This is a genomic window from Paracoccus shanxieyensis (genome assembly GCF_009711265.1).
In the GTDB taxonomy this organism is placed as follows: domain Bacteria; phylum Pseudomonadota; class Alphaproteobacteria; order Rhodobacterales; family Rhodobacteraceae; genus Paracoccus; species Paracoccus shanxieyensis.
Genome location: NZ_WMII01000008.1, coordinates 170,079 through 190,839, shown reverse-complemented (window position 1 = coordinate 190,839; position 20,761 = coordinate 170,079). Strand labels below are relative to the sequence as shown.

The window sequence follows — 20,761 nt, the reverse complement described above, 5'->3', positions numbered from 1 at the left end:
CATGAGCCTTGAAACGCTCGCCCGTGTGACCGACAATCCAACCGTCAGGCTGCCCGCCGTGGCCACCTGAACAAGCCCTGACCTCTCCGAGGGTCGGCGCTCCTACACCACGCCGCGGGGCACTATCAGGGGCGCGCTGCGATCAAACGTCGCGGAACGTTGTCTGCGATCTGGAACGAAGCGTGCAACTTCAACGCGAACGGTTACGGCATCTTCGCGACCGTTAACGAAATGGACGGTTTCGGATATGGCGTTGATGGGCGACCGCTTGAAAATGGCGTCAAAACCGACACGCTTGAACATGTCGCGTCCATTCGTGCGCAAGTCGTTGATTTGGACAATCTGAACGCGCCGCAGAACTCGCAACGGGCGCTGCAACATCCGATGCCGCCGCAATTTTACGTCCAGACAAGCCCGAACAAGTTCCACGTCTATTGGACGGTGACGACTTATCGGGACAACGAATGGTTCAAAACGGTTCAACGCAAGCTGCGCCAGTTCTACGAAGGCGACCCGGCAGTTATTGACGCAACGCGCGTCCTGCGCGTGCCGGGTTTCTATCACCGCAAGGGCGCGCCGCATCTGGTCACATGCTACCAAGCGCCCGGCTATGGGCATCGGTGCGACCCCGGCCAGCTTGCCGCCACGCTGGCGCATATCACCGCCATAGACGACAGCACGACCGGCACGCGGCACAAGCTGGGCGATCCGACTCTTGCCGCGCCGTCTGCGGATTGGCTTTGGCACGCGCTGGATACGATGCCCATTGACGGCATGTCTCACCCGGAATTCATCGCCTTCACCGCCGCGTATAAGCAAGCGGGCTGGAACGTGGCCGAACCAGACATGCTGCGCGAACGCTGGTTGGCATGGTGTGAGCGGTTCGGGAACGATTCAAAGGGGCGCGATTACAACCTGAAACATTGGGACAGCATCACCGACACGGAAATAGGCTGGAAGGGGCTGCTGCGCCAAAACCCCAGCTTGAACGGCGCTTACCTGTTCCATGGCGCGCAGGCGGTTCCGGTGCGGCCTCTGCCGCCTCAACCCGGCTCGGTTCCCCCGCAACCCGTGCCGGTCGTGCCGTCGCCTCAATCCGGCTCGGGCAATGCCGTGTCGCCTTGGGAAGCTGGCGCGCACCCGTTGAATTCGCAATACGGCGCGATCCTGACAGCGGACGAATGCAAGAGTTGGTTCGCAGGTTGTGCATTCATATCGTCAACGGGCTACATGTTCACCCCGTTCGGAACGATGAACCAAACCGCATTTAATGCCAAATATGGCGGCAAGCGGTTCGTCATCAACCCGACCGGCGCGCCATCCGATGAACCTTGGAAAGCGGCAACTCGTTCGGTGTTCTGGACCGTCCCGAAAATCGACTATCCGCGCTTCAATCCGAATGAGAATTTCGGAATGATAACAGAGGACGAATTAGGCCGAATGGCGATCAATATTTATCGACCGGCCAAAATCGCAACCATGAAAGGCGATCCGTCGCCATTCTTGAAACATCTTTCGCTTGTGCTTCCTGACGCTAACGACCAACGAATTCTTGTTGAGTATCTGGCGCATAACGCAAAATATCCCGGCCACAAAATCCCATGGGCTTTGCTCATTCAATCTGCTGAAGGCGTCGGAAAAGGCGTGTTCAAGTTGATCATGCAACATGTGATAGGTCACAGCTACACTTACTTTCCGAACGCAAAGCTGCTGAACGATAGCGGTGCAAAGTTCAATGGCTGGATGGATCAAAAGCTATTCTTCGTTGCGGACGAAATCCGAACCGATGAAAAACGCGATATGGTTGAAGTTCTTAAACCAATCGTTTCAGAACGCGAAATCGAACTGCAAGGCAAAGGCAAGGATCAAGTGCAAGCCGACAACCCCGGCAACTGGCTGTTCTTTTCGAACCACAAGGACGCCATCCCGATCAACGACAACTCACGCCGGTTTGCCGTGTTCTACAGCGCAATTCAATCCGTCTCGGACATTGAGGCGCGCGGGATGAATGATGACTATTTCCGAGCGTTGTTCGGCTGGCTGGACGCGGACGGGGCGCGCGCCGGTCTGAAGATCGTTGCAGACTATCTGATGAACTATCGGATTGAGCGCGGCGGGCTGCCGATGCGTGCGCCTCGCACGTCCAGCCATGCCGAAGCCGTGACGGCAGGGCTTGGGCCGATTGCTTCCGCGATCATGGACGCGATAGAGGCCGAAGCGCCGGGCTTCAGAGGCGGTTGGATCAATCGGGACATGGTGCGCGATATGCTGAAACGCGACTACAGCACGCAAGCAATCACCAAGGCCATCACCGACGATCTGGGCGGGAAGCTAATCGGACGCCACTCAACACCGATCATTCAAGAACGCGGATACACCCCGCGCCTGTTCCGATTGGGTGAATGGCGATCATTGCAGCACTACATGGCCGATCAAGGTTATCACGGTTGAGAAATGAACGGGGTCTAGGCCCCGTTTTTTTCCATGAAATAACCAAAAACCAAACCCGAAATTTTTTGGTTTTCTTAAGTAATTGATTTCGCTTGATTATAACCAGCAAACCAAAAACCAAAAAATTCCCCACATTCCCCACGGGTGGCAGGGCAGCAGATGGACGGTGGTGTTCTACGTCATATCTATCTTTCTTTCTCTCTCTATAATATTTAGTTATTTGGTTATTTGGTTATAATTTAAGAAAAACAACGACTTACGCTAACCAAAAAACAACCAAAAAACCAAAGCAAGATTTATAAGCTTATTATTATTTATCGTTGCAGGCTGAACCTACCGCGCCCAGTTCAGCGTCCCTGCGATGCGCAACGCGGTAAGCGGACAAATCATCCGCCATAGTTCGCCAATATCACAACGATTTGGCGATGTTTTGAATTCAGCCTATCCAACGAACCGCCCAAACTGAAACGATTCGGTTTCAATTAGATCGCACTCACAAGTGAAAAAACATGTCAAGGGGTTTTACGATTTTTCTTGCTTGGGTCACAACACCCGCATAGGTTGTATTCTACAAAGCCCAGCAATCCTTTTAGAGGTTCCTATGTCTTTCACCGTGACCCACAACGCATCTGACCGAGGCGGCGTTACCGCCGTCCAAATTGACGGCGCGCGGCTGTCCGTATTCCTGCCCCGAGTGGTCGAGGAATATGCTGAGATCGGCCCGACCCTGCGCGCGCACAATCAGGCGGTCGTCGGTTATCTCAACCGGCTGGCCGATGAATTTCGTGACGGTCTGACTGGTGCAAAATTCACGGCTGAAAAGGAAAAGACCGGACGCATGATGTTGCCCGGCTTCGTTTCAGCCGTGAAGGCTGTTCAGAAAGAACATGCTGCGGTGAAGCTGGCTCGAATTGAAATGGCGCGGTTGGACGAATCGAAAGCCCCGTCGCCAATCGTCCGCTCGGATTTGCGGCGGCGTGTGTTCGCTCAAGACGCTCCCAATCGCATCGCCAGCCTGAACAATGCGAACTATGAACTCGCTTGTGCTTGCTATGAAGTGGGTCCAGATTACTTCGCCGTTGATGATCGGATTTGGGAAAAATTTGAACAACGTTGGATCGTTCTCAATCACGTCAAGAAATCGAATCTGGTTCTGCCCCGTCAAAGCACGCCCGAGAACTTGACCGAATCTGGGAACGACGACCAGCGCGCTGAAGCCCTTGCGCAAAAAGCGGTTGATAAGCTGACCCATCGCGCTGAAACGCTGGAACTGGCGGAAGATTACTTGAAGCAAATCTTGCGCGCCGTATCGGTCTTGACCGGGCTTTCCGCAATGGACGTGCTGAAAGAGGCTGGGCTTGCATCGGATGACTAAGCATATCCGAATCGTTGCGTCCGAAACTATCAGCGCGGGCCAACTCGCGCTGAATTTCGGAATTTCGTATCAGCTTGCAGCCTATTACCGCAAGCGTCACGGAATGCCTAAATCGACAAATGGCTGCTACCAGACGCAAGCCGTTGTTGATTGGCTGCGCAATGAACGCGGTTGGCAAATTGAAGTGATTTGAAACGATGACACAGGATGCAACAGATAACCACATGTCTATGGCCGTTCGTAATTCAAACGGGACGTTTGCACGCGGGCCGGGTCGCGTCAAAGGGTCTAAAAATCGCCTGACCCGCGAATCGGTGGAAAAGCTTCATGAACTCGCGCCCGCAGCGTGGGCCGCGCTTATCAATAATTTGGCAGCGGGCGAACAGAGAGCCGTCGAGTTCGTATTGAACCGCCTACTCCCGGCTGGTCGTGTTCTAGAAGTCGATGCCACGCCCGATGGAATCCGTGACCATCTGGAACACGGCGACTTTTCAACGGACGAAGCCCGCGCCATTGCTTCTGTCCTTGAGAAACTTGAATCGCTCGAAAAAATTTCCGTTCTTGAACAGCGCGTTGAACAGCTTACCGCGCTGTTACAGGGTGGTGCGATCTGATGGGCAAAGCCGCTCGACTGTTGGCAAAATTGGACGCTGTTGCAGCGGTTGTTGAAGCCCGTGCCGCAGAACGTGCAGCATTATTCGGAAAGCCGATTGAGGAATTGTTGTGTCCGCTCGCAGCTTACGAACGCCAAATCTATCTGCGCGACACCCCGTCCGAACAGCAATGGCTTGCGACGATGAACGGAACACACCCTTATCAAATATCGGATTCTCTTCCTAACACCATGAGCGAATCCGATCTGCAAACTCTTTACCTTCAGATGAAAGATGCGTGATGGAACAAGCCCCTTATCTATTCATCCGCAAATGGTCGCTGCTAGTTAACTTGCAAACTGAACATTTCATCGTCGTTGATACGCCACACGCTAAAAAGCTGGCGCTTGCCTGTCCTCGCATCGACTTGCTTGCTGGCGATGTGGCGAGAAATACGCGCACTCATGCAAAGGTTGTATCAATCCGGGGTTCGAATCTGCCCGATCAGGTCGTTCTGTTTGCCAACGCATATGACCTAGCCACGATATTTGCGTGCTATGCTTCGGTCTATGGCGGGTTGGGAAAGCGTCAATTCAATTCGATCTGGTATCAAAACGAAGCCGATGCGGTGCGCACGGTTGCAGCTTGCGTTGGAAGTCCTGCGTTTGGCGAATTGGCATTCTTCCGAAATCTGCAATGGCATTCGAACAAACCTGATTGGCGCGCACTGATCAACGGCGGGCAGTTCGTTCGTGGCTGTTGAGTTGTGGCGCGCGGTCGTAATCACCGCAATGAATGATGCGCTCGCAACTGGTAAGCTATCCGAAGAACGATTGAACGATAAACGGAAAGCAATCAACTGGTTCAAATCGTCTGGCTCTGATTACCGCTTTGTCTGTTCTCTGGCCGATCTATGCCCCCAAGCCCTACGCAAACACGTCTTAGATAGGATAGAATGAATGGAAGATTTGGCCCGCATCGGTTTTAAGGCCGAAACATCGCAGTTGCTAAAAGCCAAGCGCGATCTGGACAATTTGGGACCGGCTGCACAACGCGCCGAATCCTTCACCCAAAAGCTTGAAAAACGTTTCGCGCAGATGGACGCGCAAACCGCTGCGCTTGGAACGCGGATGCGTGCGGCGACGGGGATACTCAAATCGTTCGCTATCGGTTTCGCGGGCGCGTTCTCCGTTTCGGCGCTGTCCGGTCTGTCCGATAAATTCACCGCGCTTTCAAACACGCTGAAAGTCGTGGCGGGTGGACAAGGCGACGTGAATGCGCTCATGTCCGAATTGAACGGTATCGCGTCCCGGACACGCGCCCCGCTCGGTGCAACGGTGGAACTCTATCAACGGTTGTCTATCGCCGGGAAAGAATTGGGCGCTTCGCAATCGCAGATGATGCGGTTCACCGAAAACATAGGTCTGGCGCTGGCCCAGCAAGGCGGTTCGGCGGAACAGGCGTCCGGTGCGCTGTTTCAATTGTCGCAAGCGTTGGGCGGTTCGGTTGTCCGTGCGGAAGAGTTCAATTCGATTGTCGAAGGCGCTTACCCCATCGCGCTCGCGGCGGCGCGCGGCATTGATGAAGCGGGCGGTTCGGTCGCCAAACTGCGGCAGATGATGTTGGACGGCAAGCTAACGTCCGGTGAGTTCTTCAACGCGATCCTGTCGCAAACCGACGAATTGGAAGCGGCCTTTGCGAAAACCACGCCGACGATTGGTCAGGCTTTGGGACGGCTCGGGGAAGAATTCATGTTGACCGTGGGCCGGTTCAACGAACTGACCGGCGCGAGCGGTGGCGTTGCGAGCGCAATCCTGTTCGCTGCGAACCATCTGCGGGAATTCGCCGTCTATGCAGGCGTGGCGGGCGCAGCGGTCGCGGCAACCTATATCCCCGCGCTATGGGGCATCGTATCCAGCGCCTATGCAGCGGTCGCGGCAATGGTCACGCTTCGCGGCGCGCTGATTGCCACGGGTATCGGCGCGGTCGTGGTGCTGGTCGGGACGCTGATCAACGCTTTCATCACGCTGACCGAACGTGTCGGCGGTGTCGGCAAGGCGTTCACCTTCCTAGGCGAACTGGCCGGGGCGGTGTGGCAGGGCATCGCAGACAGCGCGCAAGCGATCCCGCCCGCTCTGTCCGGTGTTTGGGCCAAGGTGAAATCCGAGTTCTATCTGTTCGTTTCCGATCTTTCGTTCAAATGGGCCGATTTCCTCACCATGTTCAAAGTTGGCGTTGAAGGCTTGGGCTTCGGTGAACTCGCCAATTCGCTGGCGTCCGGGCCGATCATGAACGCGACGGCTGCGGGCAATGATGCGCTTGTTGCTTCCATGGAAGCTGCGACCGTGGCGAACACCAAACTGGCCGAAGCTGCTGGCATGGTGAATGAAGCGTTCGGCCCGGCGCGCGACAAGCTGGCCGAACTTCAAACGACCGTCGATGACGTAACGGGTTCGGCGGGACGTTCCACGGATGCGGTTGCGGGCTTAGGCGGCGCGTTGGATCAGGCGGGCGGCGCAGCGGGGAAAGCGGCTGAAAAGATCACCGAACTGCAACGCATCACCGATGAAATCAGCCTGCTATCCGAACCGTTTGATCAAGCAAGCCGGGCGTTCGATGTGCTGACGCAAGCCCGAGATAATGCGATCATCGGCAACGATGCGTTTGCGGAATCGCTCGGACGCATTCAGGCCGCGTTTCTTGCAACGGGCGGAACGGCTGAACAATGGGGCAAGATCGTCCAAGGCCAAACCGCAAGCGTCGGTGCGCAACTCGAAGAACTTGCGAAACAGGACGTTGTTGCGCTTGGAACTTCGTTCGCTGATTTGGCGGTTGGTGGCAAAGCGAACTTTGCTGATATGGCAAAATCCATCATCAAGAACTTGCTGGACATTGCCATTCAAGCCCTGATCATCAAGCCGCTGTTGGGCGCAATGGGTATCCCGTTCGCAGCGGGCGGGACGTTCGGTGGTGACGTGATGACCGCCAGCTTGCAGGGTGCGGGGCTTAATGCCGTCCAGCCCGCCCCCTTCGCCCGAGGCGGGACGTTCTACGGCGGCGGGCAGGTTGAGGCGTTCGCCAATGGCGGCGCGTTCACCAACGGGCTATTTGACAGCCCGACCCCCTTCAAATTCGCGCAGGGCGGCGGCTTCGCGCTCGGGGTGATGGGTGAGGCTGGACCTGAAGCGGTCATGCCCCTGACGCGCGGCCCTGACGGCTCACTAGGCGTCCAGATGTATGGCGGCGGTGCGGGCGGCGCGGCGGTCGCGTCCGGTTCGATGAGCGGCCAGCTTGAACTCATCGTTCGCGCCGAGGAAGGCGACATGTTCCGGCCCACGGTGGAAGTCATCGCCAAGGATCAGGCAACGAACATCGTGGTTCAAGGCATGAGCGAAATGAACGATCAGCTTCCTGACCGCTTGGAACAAATCGAAGCTGACCGGCGCGCGCGGTGAATCGAAATGTGGCCACATGTTGCGACGTGTGGCCACATGTATTGAAGCCGGGTGGATAGGCAGGATGGCATTAAGCCATTCACCGATTCGCATAACTAGCTGATTTTATTGGGTATTTTTGGTGAAATGGCGGAGAGGGTGGGATTCGAACCCACGGAACCCTTGCAGGCTCAACGGTTTTCGAGACCGCCCCGTTCGACCACTCCGGCACCTCTCCGCGCTTTTGGGTGGTGGCGGGGATTTAGACGGGCCAATGTGGAAGCGCAAGAGGCTTCGGGTGAAAAAGCCGCAAAACTTTACGATGACCCTGAATTACGGTGACATATGTCCTTTCAAGACCTGATCCCTGTTCCGAAAGCCGCATCGTGCTGCTGATCGGACCCTTGGCCGATCCGGCCCTGCGCCTGCGCCTTGCCCCCGATGCGACGCCTGCCGCCGCGATTCCCGGCCAGTTGGCGGGGGGCGCGCTGGCGGGAATTGCCGCCGATGGCTTTCCGTGCTGGCTGCCCGAACAGGGCACGATCCCGGCATGGCAGACCGGCTGGACCACGCCTCTGGCCCGCTATGCCGAGATCTTCGGACTGGTTCCCGACCAGATCGCGGGCCACGATGTGCTGGGCATCCGGCTGGAGCATCCGCCGGAACCGTGCCAGGACGCCCCATGGCAGCCCCAGCTTGCGGGGGCGATTGCCGATTGGTTGCTGGCGCTGCCTGCCGATCGCCCGGTGCAGGACATCCGCCACCGCCTGCCGATGATCGCGGGCTGGGTCGCCTCGCGGCAACGGGCCGCGGCGGACAGCGCGGGTCTGGACCAGATCGGCCCCGAGGGCGAGGATCGCTGGCAACTGGCCGACCGCTCCGAGCCCTATCACAACTATTTCGCCGTCGAATCGCTGGTCATGCGCCAGCGGCGCCATCGCGGCGACTGGTCGCCCGACATGCTGCGTGCGGTCTTTGTCTCGGGCGATGCGACGGTGGTACTGCCATGGGATCCCGTCCGCGACCGGGTCATGCTGATCGACCAGTTCCGTGCAGGTCCCGCCGCGCGCGGCGATCTGCAACCATGGCTTTACGAAACGGTGGCGGGCCGCGTCGATGCCGGCGAAACCCCCGAAGCCGCCGCCCTGCGCGAGGCGGTCGAGGAAACCGGCCTGCAGATCAGCCGCCTGCTGCCCGGTCCGCACAACTATCCCAGCCCCGGGGCGATGGCGGAATACCTGTATCTGTATGTCGGCATCGCCGATCTGCCCGACGATGCGGCGGGTTTCGGCGGGCTGGATATCGAGGATGAGGACATCCGCAGCCATCTGATCCCGCGCGCCGAACTGACCCGGATGGCGATGGCGGGGGAAATCAGGAACGGTCCGCTGCTGGCTTTGGCGCTTTGGCTGGAACTGTCGGTCCCACGGATTTTATCGGAACTGCCGCAGCATGTGACCGTTTGACAGGGGACGGTCGGGGTTGTCGCCGCAAGGCGCTGGCGTGTAGACCAAGGCGATCAATTCGCGAAAGGCCACGCCATGCGCATCTGTCCCGACCTTGCCTCTGCCATCGGCAACACTCCCCTGATCCGTCTGCGCCGCGCGTCGGACGACACCGGCTGCGAGATCCTGGGCAAGGCTGAATTCATGAATCCCGGCCAGTCGGTCAAGGACCGCGCCGCGCTGTATATCATCAAGGACGCGGTGGCGCGGGGCGATCTGAAGCCCGGCGGCACCATCGTCGAAGGCACGGCGGGCAATACCGGCATCGGTCTGGCACTGGTCGGCGCCTCGATGGGCTTTCGTTCGGTCATCGTGATCCCCGAGACGCAAAGTCAGGAAAAAAAGGACATGCTGCGCCTTGCCGGGGCCGAACTGGTCGAGGTTCCGGCTGCGCCCTACAAGAACCCCAACAACTATGTGCGTTATTCCGGCCGTCTGGCCGCCGAACTGGCCAAGTCCGAACCGAATGGCGCGATCTGGGCCAATCAGTTCGACAATGTGGCGAACCGTCAGGCGCATGTCGAAACCACCGGCCCCGAAATCTGGGAACAGACCGGCGGCAAGGTCGACGGCTTCATCTGCGCCGTGGGCTCGGGCGGGACGCTGGCGGGGGTCGCGATGGCCTTGCAGCCTAAGGGCGTCAAGATCGGTCTGGCCGATCCCGAGGGCGCGGCGCTGTACAGCTTTTATACCGAAGGGGTGTTCGACTCGCCCGGCTCGTCCATCACCGAGGGCATCGGGCAGGGGCGCATCACCGCGAACCTTGAAGGCTTCACCCCCGATTTCAACTATCGCATTCCCGATGCCGAGGCGCTGCCGGTCATCTTTGATTTGCTGGAGCATGAGGGGCTTTGCCTTGGCGGCTCATCGGGGATCAATGTGGCGGGCGCGATCCGCATGGCGCGTGATCTGGGCCCCGGCCACACGATCGTGACGGTGCTGTGTGACTATGGCACGCGTTACCAGACCAAGCTGTTCAACCCGGATTTCCTGCGTGCCAAGGGGCTGCCGGTGCCGGATTGGATGACGCGCAAGCCCGCCGCCCTGCCGGAAGTATTCGAGGACTGACTGATGCAACGCCTGATCGCGCTTTTCTCGGCGCTTTTCGTGACCCTTTCCCTGCTGCTTGCCGCGCCCGTCATGGCGCAGGATCAGCAGGTCCCGGATTTCGAAGCCTGGGAGAAGCTGGCCGATCAGTCCGAGCAGATCCTGCAATCGGGGCAGGCCAATGATGCAAGGCTGCAATCCATCCGCGAAGAGGTCGTGGAATGGCGCGACCGTCTGGGCGCGGCCCGCGGCCTGAACGGCACCCGCATCGGCACCCTGCGCGATCAGATCAACGCGCTGGGGCCGCCGCCTGCCGAGGGCGCGACCGAAGCCGAGGATCTGGCCGCACGCCGCAAGGAGCTGAACGATCAGCTGTCGCAATTGCAGGCCCCGGCCACGCGCGCGGGCGAATCCTTTGGCCGCGCCGACGGGATCGTGCAGCAGATCGACCAGACGCTGCGCCAGAGGCAGGCCTTCGCGCTGGTGCGGCAGACGCCTTCGCCGCTGAACCCGACGCATTGGCTGCCCGCCCTGCAAGAGGCCGGGGATGTCGGCAAGCACATCTATGACGAGGCGCGGGGCCGCTGGGACAATGCGGGCGGCATGAGCGGCTTTACAAGCCGCCTGCCGGTCGTGGGCGGCTTTCTTCTGGTGGCGCTGATCCTGCTGTCGCGGGGCCGGCACTGGATCGACAGCCTGCCGTCGCGCCTGTCCGCGCGCGCCACCGAACGCTGGCGCGGCGCGCTGGTCTTTGGCGTGTCACTGGGGCAGATCGCCATCCCGCTGATCGGCGTCATCCTGATCGCGGCGGCCCTGATCGCCACGGATCTGTTCGCGGATTGGGGGATGCCGGTCCTGCTGTCGATCCCTGCGGCGGGGCTGTCGTTCTTTGGCGGGATCTGGCTGTCGCGGCGGATGTTCCCCGAACCCGACAGCGGCGTGGTGCCGCCCTTGCCGGTCAGCGAATCCCATCGCCGCCCGGCGCGGTTCCGCACGGCGATGCTGGCGATGATCCTGGCGCTGCATCAGCTGTTCGCCCGCTCGATCCTGCCGCTGGCGGGGTTCAACAGCCAAAGCGATGACGGCACAGTGCCGCAGCGCCTGTCCGAAGCCTCGGCGGGTGTGTGGCATCTGATCCTGATCCTGCTGGGCGCGCTGTTTCTGTTCCAGCTGTGCAATATCCTGCGCAAACTGCGCACCTCCGAGGTCAGCGATGCACCCGATTACCGGGTCCGCGTCGTGGCGTTCCTTGGCATCATCGGCCGGGTGATCGCGCTGGTTGCGCCGCTGCTGGCGGCGGCGGGCTATGTCACGGCGGGCAATGCGATCCTGTGGGCCTCGATCATGACGCTGGCGCTGGTCGGGCTGGTCATCGTCCTGCAGGATTTCACCGCCGATCTGTGGGTCATGGCCAAGGGCGGCGACCAGTCGGCGCGCGACGGGCTGCTGCCGGTGCTGGTCAGCTTTGCGCTGGTCGTGCTGTCGCTGCCGCTGTTCGCGCTGGTCTGGGGCGCCAGCGCCAGCGATCTGCTGGAGGCATGGACGCGCACGCAGCAGGGCTTCACGGTGGGCGGCGTGCGACTGTCGCCGATGGCCGTGCTGATGTTCATCATCGTCTTCATCATCGGCTATTCGCTGACCAGCTTCATTCAGGGCGCGTTCCGCACCTCGATCCTGCCCAAGACCAAGCTGGATTCCGGCGGGCAGACGGCCGTGACCTCGATGATCGGCTATGTCGGCGTGGCGTTGGCGGCGCTGCTGGCAATTTCGGCGGCGGGCATCAACCTGACCTCGCTGGCCTTCGTCGCGGGTGCGCTGTCGGTCGGCATCGGTTTCGGCATGCAGCAGGTGGTGTCGAACTTCGTGTCGGGCATCATCCTGCTGGTCGAACGCCCCATCGCGGTCGGCGACTGGATCGAGGTCGGCGGCCAGCAGGGCATCGTCAAGAAGATGGCCGTGCGCGCGACCCAGATCCAGACCTTCGACCGCACGCAGGTCATCGTGCCGAACTCGAACCTGATCACGCAGCCGGTGACGAACTGGACTCGGACCAGCCTGCAGGGCCGCATCATCGTGCCGATCAGCGTCGTCAACGGCTCGGACCACCGGCTGGTGACCAAGATCCTGCGCGAGATCGCCGAGGATCAGCCGACCGTCATGGTGACGCCGCCGCCGTCGGTCTTTCTGCGCAGCGTGAATGCCAGCGGGCAGAATTACGAATTGCGCGCCATCATCTCGGACATCAATGGCGGGGTGGGGGTGACTTCGGAAATCAACCACCAGATCCTTGAGCGGTTCGCCGAGGCGGGGATCATCCTGCCCTCCAGCACGCGCCCGTCGATGGATGTGTTCCTGCAACACGATCAGCCGCAGATCGAGCCGGTCGAGCCCGCAGACAGCGCCACTCCGCCCGAAGATCCGCGCAAGCTGGCCCAGCAGGAGCCGGCGCAGAACGACGGTGCCGAAGGCAGCCCCTCGGGATCGCCCGAGGGCCGGGGATGATTGCCTTTCACGCCGCCATCCCGGTCCTGCGCAGCTTCGATGAGGGCAAGGCGCGGGACTTCTATTGCGGCTTTCTGGGCTTTTCGCCGGGGTTTCAGCACCGCTTCCATCCCGGCGCGCCGCTGTATTTTGAAGTCGAGCGGGCCGGGCTGAAGCTGCATCTGTCGGAACATCACGGCGATGCCACGCCCGGATCGACCGTGTTCGTGCAGATGTCCGGCGTGGCCGAATTCCATGCCGAGCTGATCGGCAGGGATTATCCCAACAACCGCCCCGGACTTGAGGATCTGCCTTGGGGCAGGCAGGTCGAGGTCATCGACCCTTTCGGCAACCGCCTGCGGTTTTGCCAGCAGGACTAGGCGCGCAGCCGTCGCGGCGGTTCCTGTTCGGGGATGCCTTCCTGCGACAACAGCACGGCGGCGGGCCGCAGCCACGGGATCTGCGCGCAGACGATCATCACCGCGACCATGATCGGCACGGCCAGAAACGTGCCCGCAATGCCCCAGACCGCGCCCCAGAAGGCCAGCGCCAGCACGATGCCAAAGGATGACAGCCGCAGGGTCTGGCCCAGCAGCATCGGATCCAGCACATTGCCGATGACGAAATGCACCGCCGTGATGCCGCCGCCAATCGCCAGCGTCGTCGCAGGATCCCCTGTCTGCGCCAGCACCAGCCCGATGGCGATGACGCTGGCAATGATGGATCCGATGGTCGGAATGAAGTTCAGGATAAAGGTCATCATCGCCGCGGCATTGGCCAGTTCCAGCCCGGCAAAGCGAAAGATCGCCCAGACCAGCGCCGCCGTCACCGCGCTGATGCCCGCCTTGACCACCAGATAGCGGTTCACGCGGCGCATGATGGTATGGACCAGTTCCAGCACCTCGGCGGCGCGGGCGCTGTCTCCGGTCAGCCGTTCGATCTTGATCGGGAACCACAGCCTTTCGCTGAACATGAAGCCGACAAAAGTCAGCGTCAGCACCGTTCCGGAAATCAGGTTGGTGGTCTGGCTGGCCGCCGATCGCAGCCAGCCCGCCAGATCGATGCTGCCCAGAAAGGTGTTGATGGATTCCTGCGCACGCGGTCCCCAGCGCTGGCTCAGCGAGGACAGCACCGCCTGCGCCCGGTCGGAATAGGCGATCGAGGTCGAAACCACCTCGTTCAGCTGCGCCACGATGGCGGTCGCGGCCCAAAGCAGCCCGACCGCGATGGCGATCAGCGCCAGCGCCGTTGCCAGCCAATTGGGCACTTTCAGCCGGGCAAAGGCGGAAATGGCGTCACTGGTCAGCGAAAAGATGATGATCGCGAATGCCAGACAGATCAGCATGAACCGGGCCTGAACCAGCAGGGCCAGAATCAGCGCGAAGGCGATGACGCCCAGAAATCCGGTCTGCAACCGCTCGCTCAGCTGCGAGTCTCTGGTGCTCAAGGCGTCCCTCGTGTTTTAGGCGGGCCGGGGCGCGATGGGGCCGCGTCCCGGCTGCGGATCATTCTTCGGGTTCATCCTCGCCGCTCTCGGCGATGCGGGCAACCGAAACCACGATCTCGCCGGGTGCCGTGTTGAAGACGCGCACGCCACCGGCAGAACGGGACCGGAAGCTGATTCCGTCGACAGGCACGCGGATCGACTGGCCGGTCGAGGTGGCCAGAATGATCTGATTGTCGCGTTCGACCGGGAAGCTGGCGACCAGTTCACCGCCGCGCATCCCCTTGTCCATCGCGGTGACGCCCTGTCCGCCGCGCCCGCGCAGCGGGTAATCGAAGCTGGAGCTGATCTTGCCCGCGCCCCGCGCGGTGATGGTCAGGATCAGATCCTCGGCCGCCGACATTTCGGCATAGCGGGCCTGCGTGATGGCGGCTTCGGCGACGTTGTCGTCGTCCTCATCGGCCTCGGCCCCGTCATCCAGCGCGCCTTCGACCGCGCGGCGCATCTTCAGATAGGCGGCGCGTTCGGCGGGATCGGCCTCGAAATGCCGGATGACCGACATCGACACCACGCGGTCGCCGTCATTGACCAGCCGGATGCCGCGCACGCCCGTGGAATCGCGGCTGCGGAACACCCGAACATCGGTGGTCTGGAAGCGGATCGCCCGGCCCGAGGCGGTGACCAGCATCACATCGTCATTCTCGGTCGCCAGCCGCACGCCGATCAGTTCGACCCCCTCGGGCAGCTTCATGGCGATCTTGCCGTTGCGCATGATATTGGTGAAATCCGACAGCGCATTGCGGCGCACATCGCCATCCGAGGTGGCGAAGATCACCTGATAATTGTCCCAATCCACCTCGGGCGCGTCCATCGGCAGCAGCGCCGCGATCGAGATGCCCTGCTGGATCGGCAGGATGTTGACGATGGCCTTGCCCTTCGAGGTGCGCCCGCCCAAAGGCAGACGCCAGGTCTTCAGCCGGTAGACCATGCCATCGGTGGTGAAGAACAGCAGTTCGGTATGGGTATTGGCCACGAACAGCGTCGTCACCACGTCGTCTTCCTTGGTGGCCATGCCCGACAGGCCCTTGCCACCCCGGCGCTGCGACCGGAATTCGGCCAGCGCCGTGCGCTTGATATATCCGCCCGAGGTGATGGTGACGACCATATCCTCGCGCTCGATCAGGTCCTCATCGTCCATGTCGCCGGCCCAGTCGACGATCTGGGTGCGGCGCGGCACGGCGAACAGGTTGCGGACCTCGCGCAGCTCATCGGCGATGATGCCCATGATACGGTCGCGCGAGGCAAGGATGGCCAGAAATTCGCGGATGGAATCGGCCAGCGATTTCAGCTCATCGGTGACTTCCTGCACGCCAAGCTGGGTCAGGCGCTGCAGGCGCAGTTCCAGAATGGCGCGGGCCTGCGTTTCCGACAGGTTATAGGTGCCGTCGTCATTCACCGGATGCAGCGGATCGTCGATCAGTCGCAGATATTCCACGATCTCATGCGCGGGCCAGCGGCGCGACATCAGGCGCTCGCGGGCCTCGGCGGCATCGGCGCTGCTGCGGATGGTCGCCACGACCTCATCGACATTCGACACCGCGACGGCCAGACCGCACAGCACATGCGCGCGTTCCCGCGCCTTGCGCAGTTCATAGGCGGTGCGGCGGGCGACGAAATCTTCGCGGAAAGTCAGGAAATGCGTCAGGAAATCGCGCAGCGTCAGCTGTTCGGGACGCCCGCCATTCAGCGCCAGCATGTTGCAGCCAAAGCTGGTCTGCATCGAGGTGAAGCGGAACAGCTGGTTCAGCACCACCTCGGCCGTGGCATCGCGTTTCAGCTCCACAACGACCCTGACGCCGTTGCGGTCGGATTCGTCCTGCACATGGGCGATGCCCTCGATGCGCTTTTCCTTGGCCAGTTCGGCGATCTTTTCGATCATCGTGGCCTTGTTGACCTGAAACGGGATCTCATCCAGCACGATCAGCTGGCGACCGTTGCGGCCTTCCTCGATCCGGGTCTTGGCGCGGGTGACGACGCTGCCGCGCCCCTCCAGATAGGCTTTGCGGATGCCCGAGCGGCCAAGGATGATGCCGCCGGTCGGAAAGTCCGGGCCGGGCACGATCTCCATCAGGCGTTCGATGGACAGATCCGGGCTTTCGATCAGCGCCAGCGTGGCGTCGATCACCTCGCCCAGATTGTGCGGTGGGATATTGGTGGCCATGCCGACGGCGATGCCGCCCGCGCCATTGACCAGCATGTTCGGGAAGCGCGCGGGCAGGACCGTCGGCTCGCGATCCTTGCCGTCATAGTTGTCCTGAAATTCGACGGTATCCTTGTCGATATCCATCAAGAGATAGGCCGAGGGCTTGTCCATCCGCACCTCGGTATAGCGCATGGCGGCGGCAGAATCGCCGTCCATGCTGCCGAAGTTGCCCTGACCGTCCAGAAGCGGCAGCGACATGGAAAAGTCCTGCGCCATCCGCACCAGCGCGTCATAGATCGCGGCATCGCCATGCGGGTGGTATTTCCCCATCACGTCGCCGACCGGACGCGCCGATTTGCGATAGGGCTTGTCATGGGTGTTGCCGGTCTCGTTCATCGCGAACAGGATGCGGCGATGCACGGGCTTCAGGCCGTCGCGCAGATCGGGAATCGCCCGGCTGACGATGACCGACATGGCATAGTCCAGATAGGACGAGCGCATCTCGTCCGCGATGTCGATCACCGGGCCGTCATGGGCCATCACGGCGCGTTCGGGTGCGCCGGTTTCCGGGGTTTCGCCATCGTCGTTTTCTGGGGTGTCAGCCACGGGGTCGCCTCAACATATTGTTGAGAAGCGGTCTATCCCATACCAGCGCGCGGTGCAATCTTGACGGTCGCGCGACAGGGCAAAACCCGGTCAGACCGGCCCGCCCAGCCGCTTGCGCCCGCGCAGGCAGGCCGCCCACAGCCCGCTGAGCAGCGCCGAACAGATCGCGTTCCAGCCTGCCATGGAAATGCCCCACAGGCTCCATGCCACCTGATCGCAGCGCACGACCGGGGCTTTTTCCAGCGCGGCCATCAGATCGGTGGTGGACATGGTGGCCAGCCCGCCGACCCCGCCTGAACAATGCTGCGGCCCCTGCCACAGTTGCAATTCGACGCCCGCGTGAAAGATCGCAAAGCCGCAGGCGGTCAGCGCCGCCAGCAGGCCCAGAAACGCCAGCCAGCGTTTCCAGCCCAGAACGGCGATCAGCCCGCCGATGATGGCGGCGGCCAGATGCGGCCAGCGTTGCAGGATGCAAAGCTCGCACGGGGCATAGCCCATTTGCTGGAAGGTCAGCGCGGCAGCCAGAAGCGCCGCAGATCCCGCGCCCGCCAGCATGCCAAGATTTTTCAGATGTGCCTGTGACATGGCGCTTTCGTTAGGTCCGGTTTTCCGCGTCGGCAAATGCCTTTTGCGTGATTTCAGTGCGGCTTCCAGGTGATGACGCGATACAGATAGGCGCCCACCACGGTGACGATGACCAGCTTGGACAGCGGGTCGATATAGCCTTCGACCAGCGTGTAATTCTCGTGCAGGATCAGGCCGGCAAAGGTCAGCAGGCTGGTCCAGATGGCGCTGCCCGCAATGGTGAAGGCCAGAAACTTGCCGAACGGCATCCGTGCCAGCCCCGCCGGAACCGAGATCAGCGTGCGGATCGCAGGCAGCATCCGGCCAAAGAACACCGCAGCCCCGCCATGGCGGTCGAACCAGTGCCGCGCATTGTCGATATCCGAAGGCGACAGCGCCATCAGCCGCCCGTGGCGTGCGGCAAAGCGCTTCAGCCGCGCCTCTCCGATCCACATGCCAAGGAAATACCACGCCGTCGTGCCGATGGTGGATCCCAGCGTGCCGATCACGATGGTCAGCACCAGCGACATCTTGCCCTGCGCCGCCAGAAAGCCTGCCAGCGGCATGATGACCTCGGACGGGATCGGCGGGAACAGATGCTCGGCCACCATCAGCAGGAAGACCCCGGCATAGCCCCAGCTGTCGATCGTCGATACCACCCAGTCAAACATGTGAAACTCCATCCAGCACATGCGTTTGCTGAAGCGGCGGGGCCGATCTGTCAACCCCGCGACAGTATTGCAGGTTTTTGCTTTTGCGTTCATCCTGCCCGGCAGTGGGATTTCACGGTTTCAGGTCAGGTTCGGAGGCACTCATGCAGTGGCGGGGCAGGCGGGGCAGCCGCAATGTCGAGGACAGGCGCAGCATGGGCGGCGCGGGTGTCGGGGGCATCGGGATCGTCGGCACATTGGTCGTGCTGGCCGTGGGCTGGTTTCTGGGCATCGACATTTCGCCCTTGGTCGGCGGGATGCAGGATGGCGGCTCGGGCCAGCCGCGCGAGCTGAGCCAGGAAGACCAGCAGATCGGCCAGTTCGTGTCGGTGGTGCTGGCCGATACCGAAGAGGTCTGGGCCCGCATCCTGCCGGAACAGACCGGGGTGCAATATGTCGATCCGCAGCTGGTGATGTTCTCGGGCAGCGTGGCATCGGCCTGTGGCGGGGCCTCGGCGGCGATGGGGCCGTTCTATTGCCCCAATGACCGCAAGATCTATCTGGACACGGATTTCTTTCGCACCATGCAGACCAAGATGGGCGCGGGCGGCGATTTCGCCTATGCCTATGTCGTCGCGCATGAGGTGGGCCACCACGTCCAGAACGTGCTGGGCATTCTTGGCCAGTCGATGAAGGCCCGCCAGCAATCCAGCAAAACCGATGCCAATTATATCTCGGTCCTGACCGAGTTGCAGGCGGATTGCTTTGCCGGGATCTGGGCACGCGGCGCGCATGACCAGTTCGGCAGCATCGAGCAGGGCGATATCGAAGAGGCGATCAACGCGGCCTCGGCGGTGGGCGATGATGCGCTGATGCGCAATGCGGGCCGCACGCCGATGCCCGACAGCTTCACCCATGGCTCGTCTCAGGACCGCATGGACTGGTTCATGCGCGGCTTCCAGTCGGGCCAGCTTGGGCAATGCGACACGTTCAAGGCGGCGGGGCTTTAGGCCCCGCATCATCTGTCTGCCGCAAGATCATTGCCGCGGCAGGTGCATCCCCCGTGGCCGGTCCAGCGTGGCCCAGTCAGGCCAAAGCCCGAAATGTTCCAGCCCGACCAGCACCAGACCGGCTGCGACAATAACAAGCACCAGCTTGACCATCCGCGCGCTTGGCGGGTTGCGCGCCCAACGAGACGCGCGGATCAGCCAGATGAGGTTGTTCATTCGCCCATTCCTTTGATAGTGCTGCGCGCGACGCACCGAACCACAGCCGGAAAGACGCCTTGCCTCAGCACAGCGACAGCCGCATCCTGCCCTATAGCGCCGACCAGATGTATGCTCTGGTTGCTGATGTGGAAAGATACCCCGAGTTCCTGCCCTGGAACAGCGCCGCCCGGATCCGGTCGCGCAAGCCCGGCCCGGATGGCAGCGAGGTCGTCGAGGCCGATCTGGTCATCAGCTTCAAGGTGTTCCGCGAACGCTTCGGCAGCCGCGTGACGCTGTGGCCCGACCAGAAGCGCATCGACACCGAATATCTGGACGGCCCGTTCAAATACCTGAAAAGCGGTTGGAGCTTCGCGGACACGCCCGAAGGCTGCAAGGTCGATTTCTTTGTCGACTTTGAATTCCGCAACGCCATCCTTGGCAAGGTGATCGGCGTGGTCTTCGGCGAGGCGATGACCCGCATCGTCCGCGCCTTCGAGGACCGCGCCCGCGCGCTTTACGGCGAGGTCAGGCGCTGATCGCGGCCTCCCATGCGGCGTATTCCTGTGCCAGTTCGGTGCGGGCCATGCTTTGGGTTTCCGGCGACAGATCCGCCACCGCCGGGGGCGAGACATTGGCGCGCTCCAGCGTGATCGGGGTCTTCAGCCGCTGGGCCAGAAAGGCCACCAGCGCATCCATCGCCTCATAGCGAAAGACGTGCTGCACGGCCATCTTGCCGGCATGGTCGATCAGGAAGTCGCTTTGCCGTCCCAGCCGCGCATGCGGCGGGCGGCGGTCGTCGGACAGATAGTCGCGCACGAATTGATCGAAGCTGATCTGCGCCGTGCTGTTCTGATGGCCAATCAGCTCATCGCGGGCGCGAAAGCGATACCAGCTGCGCAGCCAGTCCAGCGGCTCGCGCAGCACCGCGACGCTTTCAAACGGCTTTTCGCCCAAAGGCGCCAGCAGCGGCTTGATGCGGTTCAGATACTGGCGATGGTTCAGGTGCTTGATCTCGGGTCGCGAGCGGAAGGCGATTTCCGCTTTCGGGGCCAGCGCCTGTTCCAGCGCCGTGGTGCCGGTCTTGGGAACGGAAAGCAGCACAAGGCGCGGCTGGATAAAGATCAACATTGACAAAACCAGTGGTTGTAACCTGTCGTCGCTTATCGCGGCGCAGGGCGGCGTTCAACCGCCTATGCAGCG

Annotated in this window: 19 protein-coding genes and 1 tRNA gene; 13 read left to right on the top strand and 7 right to left on the bottom strand. The window is 61.4% G+C overall.

Features of this window, described 5'->3' with window-relative positions:
• Positions 1–159 precede the first annotated feature (159 nt).
• The 7 genes from GL284_RS10660 to GL284_RS10630 all read left to right on the top strand — a co-directional run bounded on the left by GL284_RS10660 (position 160) and on the right by GL284_RS10630 (position 7,874).
• Positions 160–2,451, top strand: coding sequence for a DUF5906 domain-containing protein (locus GL284_RS10660; RefSeq protein WP_155044602.1), 2,292 nt, complete (start codon positions 160–162; stop codon positions 2,449–2,451).
• Between the two features lie 601 nt (positions 2,452–3,052).
• Positions 3,053–3,826, top strand: coding sequence for a hypothetical protein (locus GL284_RS10655; RefSeq protein ID WP_155044601.1), 774 nt, complete (start codon positions 3,053–3,055; stop codon positions 3,824–3,826).
• Complete coding sequence (locus GL284_RS10650) at positions 3,819–4,019, top strand: hypothetical protein (protein ID WP_155044600.1); 201 nt, start codon at positions 3,819–3,821, stop codon at positions 4,017–4,019. The genes GL284_RS10655 and GL284_RS10650 overlap by 8 nt, the downstream gene beginning before the upstream one ends.
• A 4-nt stretch (positions 4,020–4,023) precedes the next feature.
• Positions 4,024–4,440: a hypothetical protein gene (locus GL284_RS10645; protein WP_155044599.1), complete on the top strand. Its 417-nt coding sequence runs from the start codon at positions 4,024–4,026 to the stop codon at positions 4,438–4,440.
• On the top strand, positions 4,440–4,721 hold the full coding sequence (locus GL284_RS10640; RefSeq protein WP_155044598.1) for a hypothetical protein: 282 nt from the start codon (positions 4,440–4,442) through the stop codon (positions 4,719–4,721). The genes GL284_RS10645 and GL284_RS10640 overlap by 1 nt, the downstream gene beginning before the upstream one ends.
• The gene (locus GL284_RS10635; RefSeq protein ID WP_155044597.1) at positions 4,721–5,182 is read left to right on the top strand and encodes a hypothetical protein; all 462 of its coding nucleotides are present in this window, start codon (positions 4,721–4,723) and stop codon (positions 5,180–5,182) included. The genes GL284_RS10640 and GL284_RS10635 overlap by 1 nt, the downstream gene beginning before the upstream one ends.
• A 196-nt stretch (positions 5,183–5,378) precedes the next feature.
• Positions 5,379–7,874 (top strand): tape measure protein, encoded by a 2,496-nt coding sequence (locus tag GL284_RS10630; protein WP_155044596.1) that lies wholly within the window; start codon positions 5,379–5,381, stop codon positions 7,872–7,874.
• A gap of 127 nt (positions 7,875–8,001) precedes the next feature.
• Here the strand turns inward: GL284_RS10630 and GL284_RS10625 are convergent.
• Positions 8,002–8,091 (bottom strand) — tRNA-Ser (locus GL284_RS10625).
• Between the two features lie 100 nt (positions 8,092–8,191).
• Here GL284_RS10625 and GL284_RS10620 point away from each other — a divergent pair.
• The 4 genes from GL284_RS10620 to GL284_RS10605 all read left to right on the top strand — a co-directional run bounded on the left by GL284_RS10620 (position 8,192) and on the right by GL284_RS10605 (position 13,266).
• Complete coding sequence (locus GL284_RS10620) at positions 8,192–9,319, top strand: NUDIX domain-containing protein (RefSeq protein ID WP_341870353.1); 1,128 nt, start codon at positions 8,192–8,194, stop codon at positions 9,317–9,319.
• A gap of 75 nt (positions 9,320–9,394) precedes the next feature.
• Positions 9,395–10,426 (top strand): cysteine synthase A, encoded by a 1,032-nt coding sequence (locus GL284_RS10615; protein WP_155044595.1) that lies wholly within the window; start codon positions 9,395–9,397, stop codon positions 10,424–10,426.
• 3 nt (positions 10,427–10,429) lie between these two features.
• The gene (locus GL284_RS10610) at positions 10,430–12,907 is read left to right on the top strand and encodes a DUF3772 domain-containing protein (RefSeq protein WP_155044594.1); all 2,478 of its coding nucleotides are present in this window, start codon (positions 10,430–10,432) and stop codon (positions 12,905–12,907) included.
• Positions 12,904–13,266, top strand: coding sequence for a glyoxalase superfamily protein (locus GL284_RS10605; RefSeq protein ID WP_155044593.1), 363 nt, complete (start codon positions 12,904–12,906; stop codon positions 13,264–13,266). Before GL284_RS10610 ends, GL284_RS10605 begins: the two co-directional genes overlap by 4 nt.
• Here the strand turns inward: GL284_RS10605 and GL284_RS10600 are convergent.
• The 4 genes from GL284_RS10600 to GL284_RS10585 form a co-directional block, all read right to left on the bottom strand.
• A complete protein-coding gene (locus GL284_RS10600) occupies positions 13,263–14,333 on the bottom strand; it encodes an AI-2E family transporter (protein ID WP_155044592.1) in 1,071 nt (356 codons plus the stop codon). The two genes, GL284_RS10605 and GL284_RS10600, sit on opposite strands and share 4 nt — an antisense overlap.
• A gap of 58 nt (positions 14,334–14,391) precedes the next feature.
• On the bottom strand, positions 14,392–17,139 hold the full coding sequence (gyrA, locus tag GL284_RS10595) for a DNA gyrase subunit A (protein ID WP_425274239.1): 2,748 nt from the start codon (positions 17,137–17,139) through the stop codon (positions 14,392–14,394).
• Positions 17,140–17,229: 90 nt separating this feature from the next.
• The gene (locus tag GL284_RS10590; protein WP_155044591.1) at positions 17,230–17,724 is read right to left on the bottom strand and encodes a disulfide bond formation protein B; all 495 of its coding nucleotides are present in this window, start codon (positions 17,722–17,724) and stop codon (positions 17,230–17,232) included.
• 53 nt (positions 17,725–17,777) lie between these two features.
• Positions 17,778–18,374, bottom strand: coding sequence for a DedA family protein (locus GL284_RS10585; RefSeq protein WP_155044590.1), 597 nt, complete (start codon positions 18,372–18,374; stop codon positions 17,778–17,780).
• A gap of 143 nt (positions 18,375–18,517) precedes the next feature.
• Between GL284_RS10585 and ypfJ the strand changes: the two genes are divergently transcribed.
• Positions 18,518–19,363 carry a KPN_02809 family neutral zinc metallopeptidase gene (ypfJ, locus tag GL284_RS10580; protein WP_155044589.1) on the top strand — a complete coding sequence of 282 codons (846 nt, stop codon included), beginning with the start codon at positions 18,518–18,520 and terminating at the stop codon, positions 19,361–19,363.
• A gap of 27 nt (positions 19,364–19,390) precedes the next feature.
• On the opposite strand, the gene GL284_RS10575 is transcribed toward ypfJ, so the two are convergent.
• Positions 19,391–19,579, bottom strand: coding sequence for a hypothetical protein (locus GL284_RS10575; protein WP_155044588.1), 189 nt, complete (start codon positions 19,577–19,579; stop codon positions 19,391–19,393).
• Positions 19,580–19,638: 59 nt separating this feature from the next.
• Here GL284_RS10575 and GL284_RS10570 point away from each other — a divergent pair, with 59 nt between their 5' ends.
• The gene (locus GL284_RS10570; RefSeq protein ID WP_155044587.1) at positions 19,639–20,097 is read left to right on the top strand and encodes a type II toxin-antitoxin system RatA family toxin; all 459 of its coding nucleotides are present in this window, start codon (positions 19,639–19,641) and stop codon (positions 20,095–20,097) included.
• Here the strand turns inward: GL284_RS10570 and GL284_RS10565 are convergent.
• On the bottom strand, positions 20,087–20,689 hold the full coding sequence (locus tag GL284_RS10565) for a sulfotransferase family protein (protein WP_155044586.1): 603 nt from the start codon (positions 20,687–20,689) through the stop codon (positions 20,087–20,089). The two genes, GL284_RS10570 and GL284_RS10565, sit on opposite strands and share 11 nt — an antisense overlap.
• Positions 20,690–20,761: the final 72 nt, after the last annotated feature.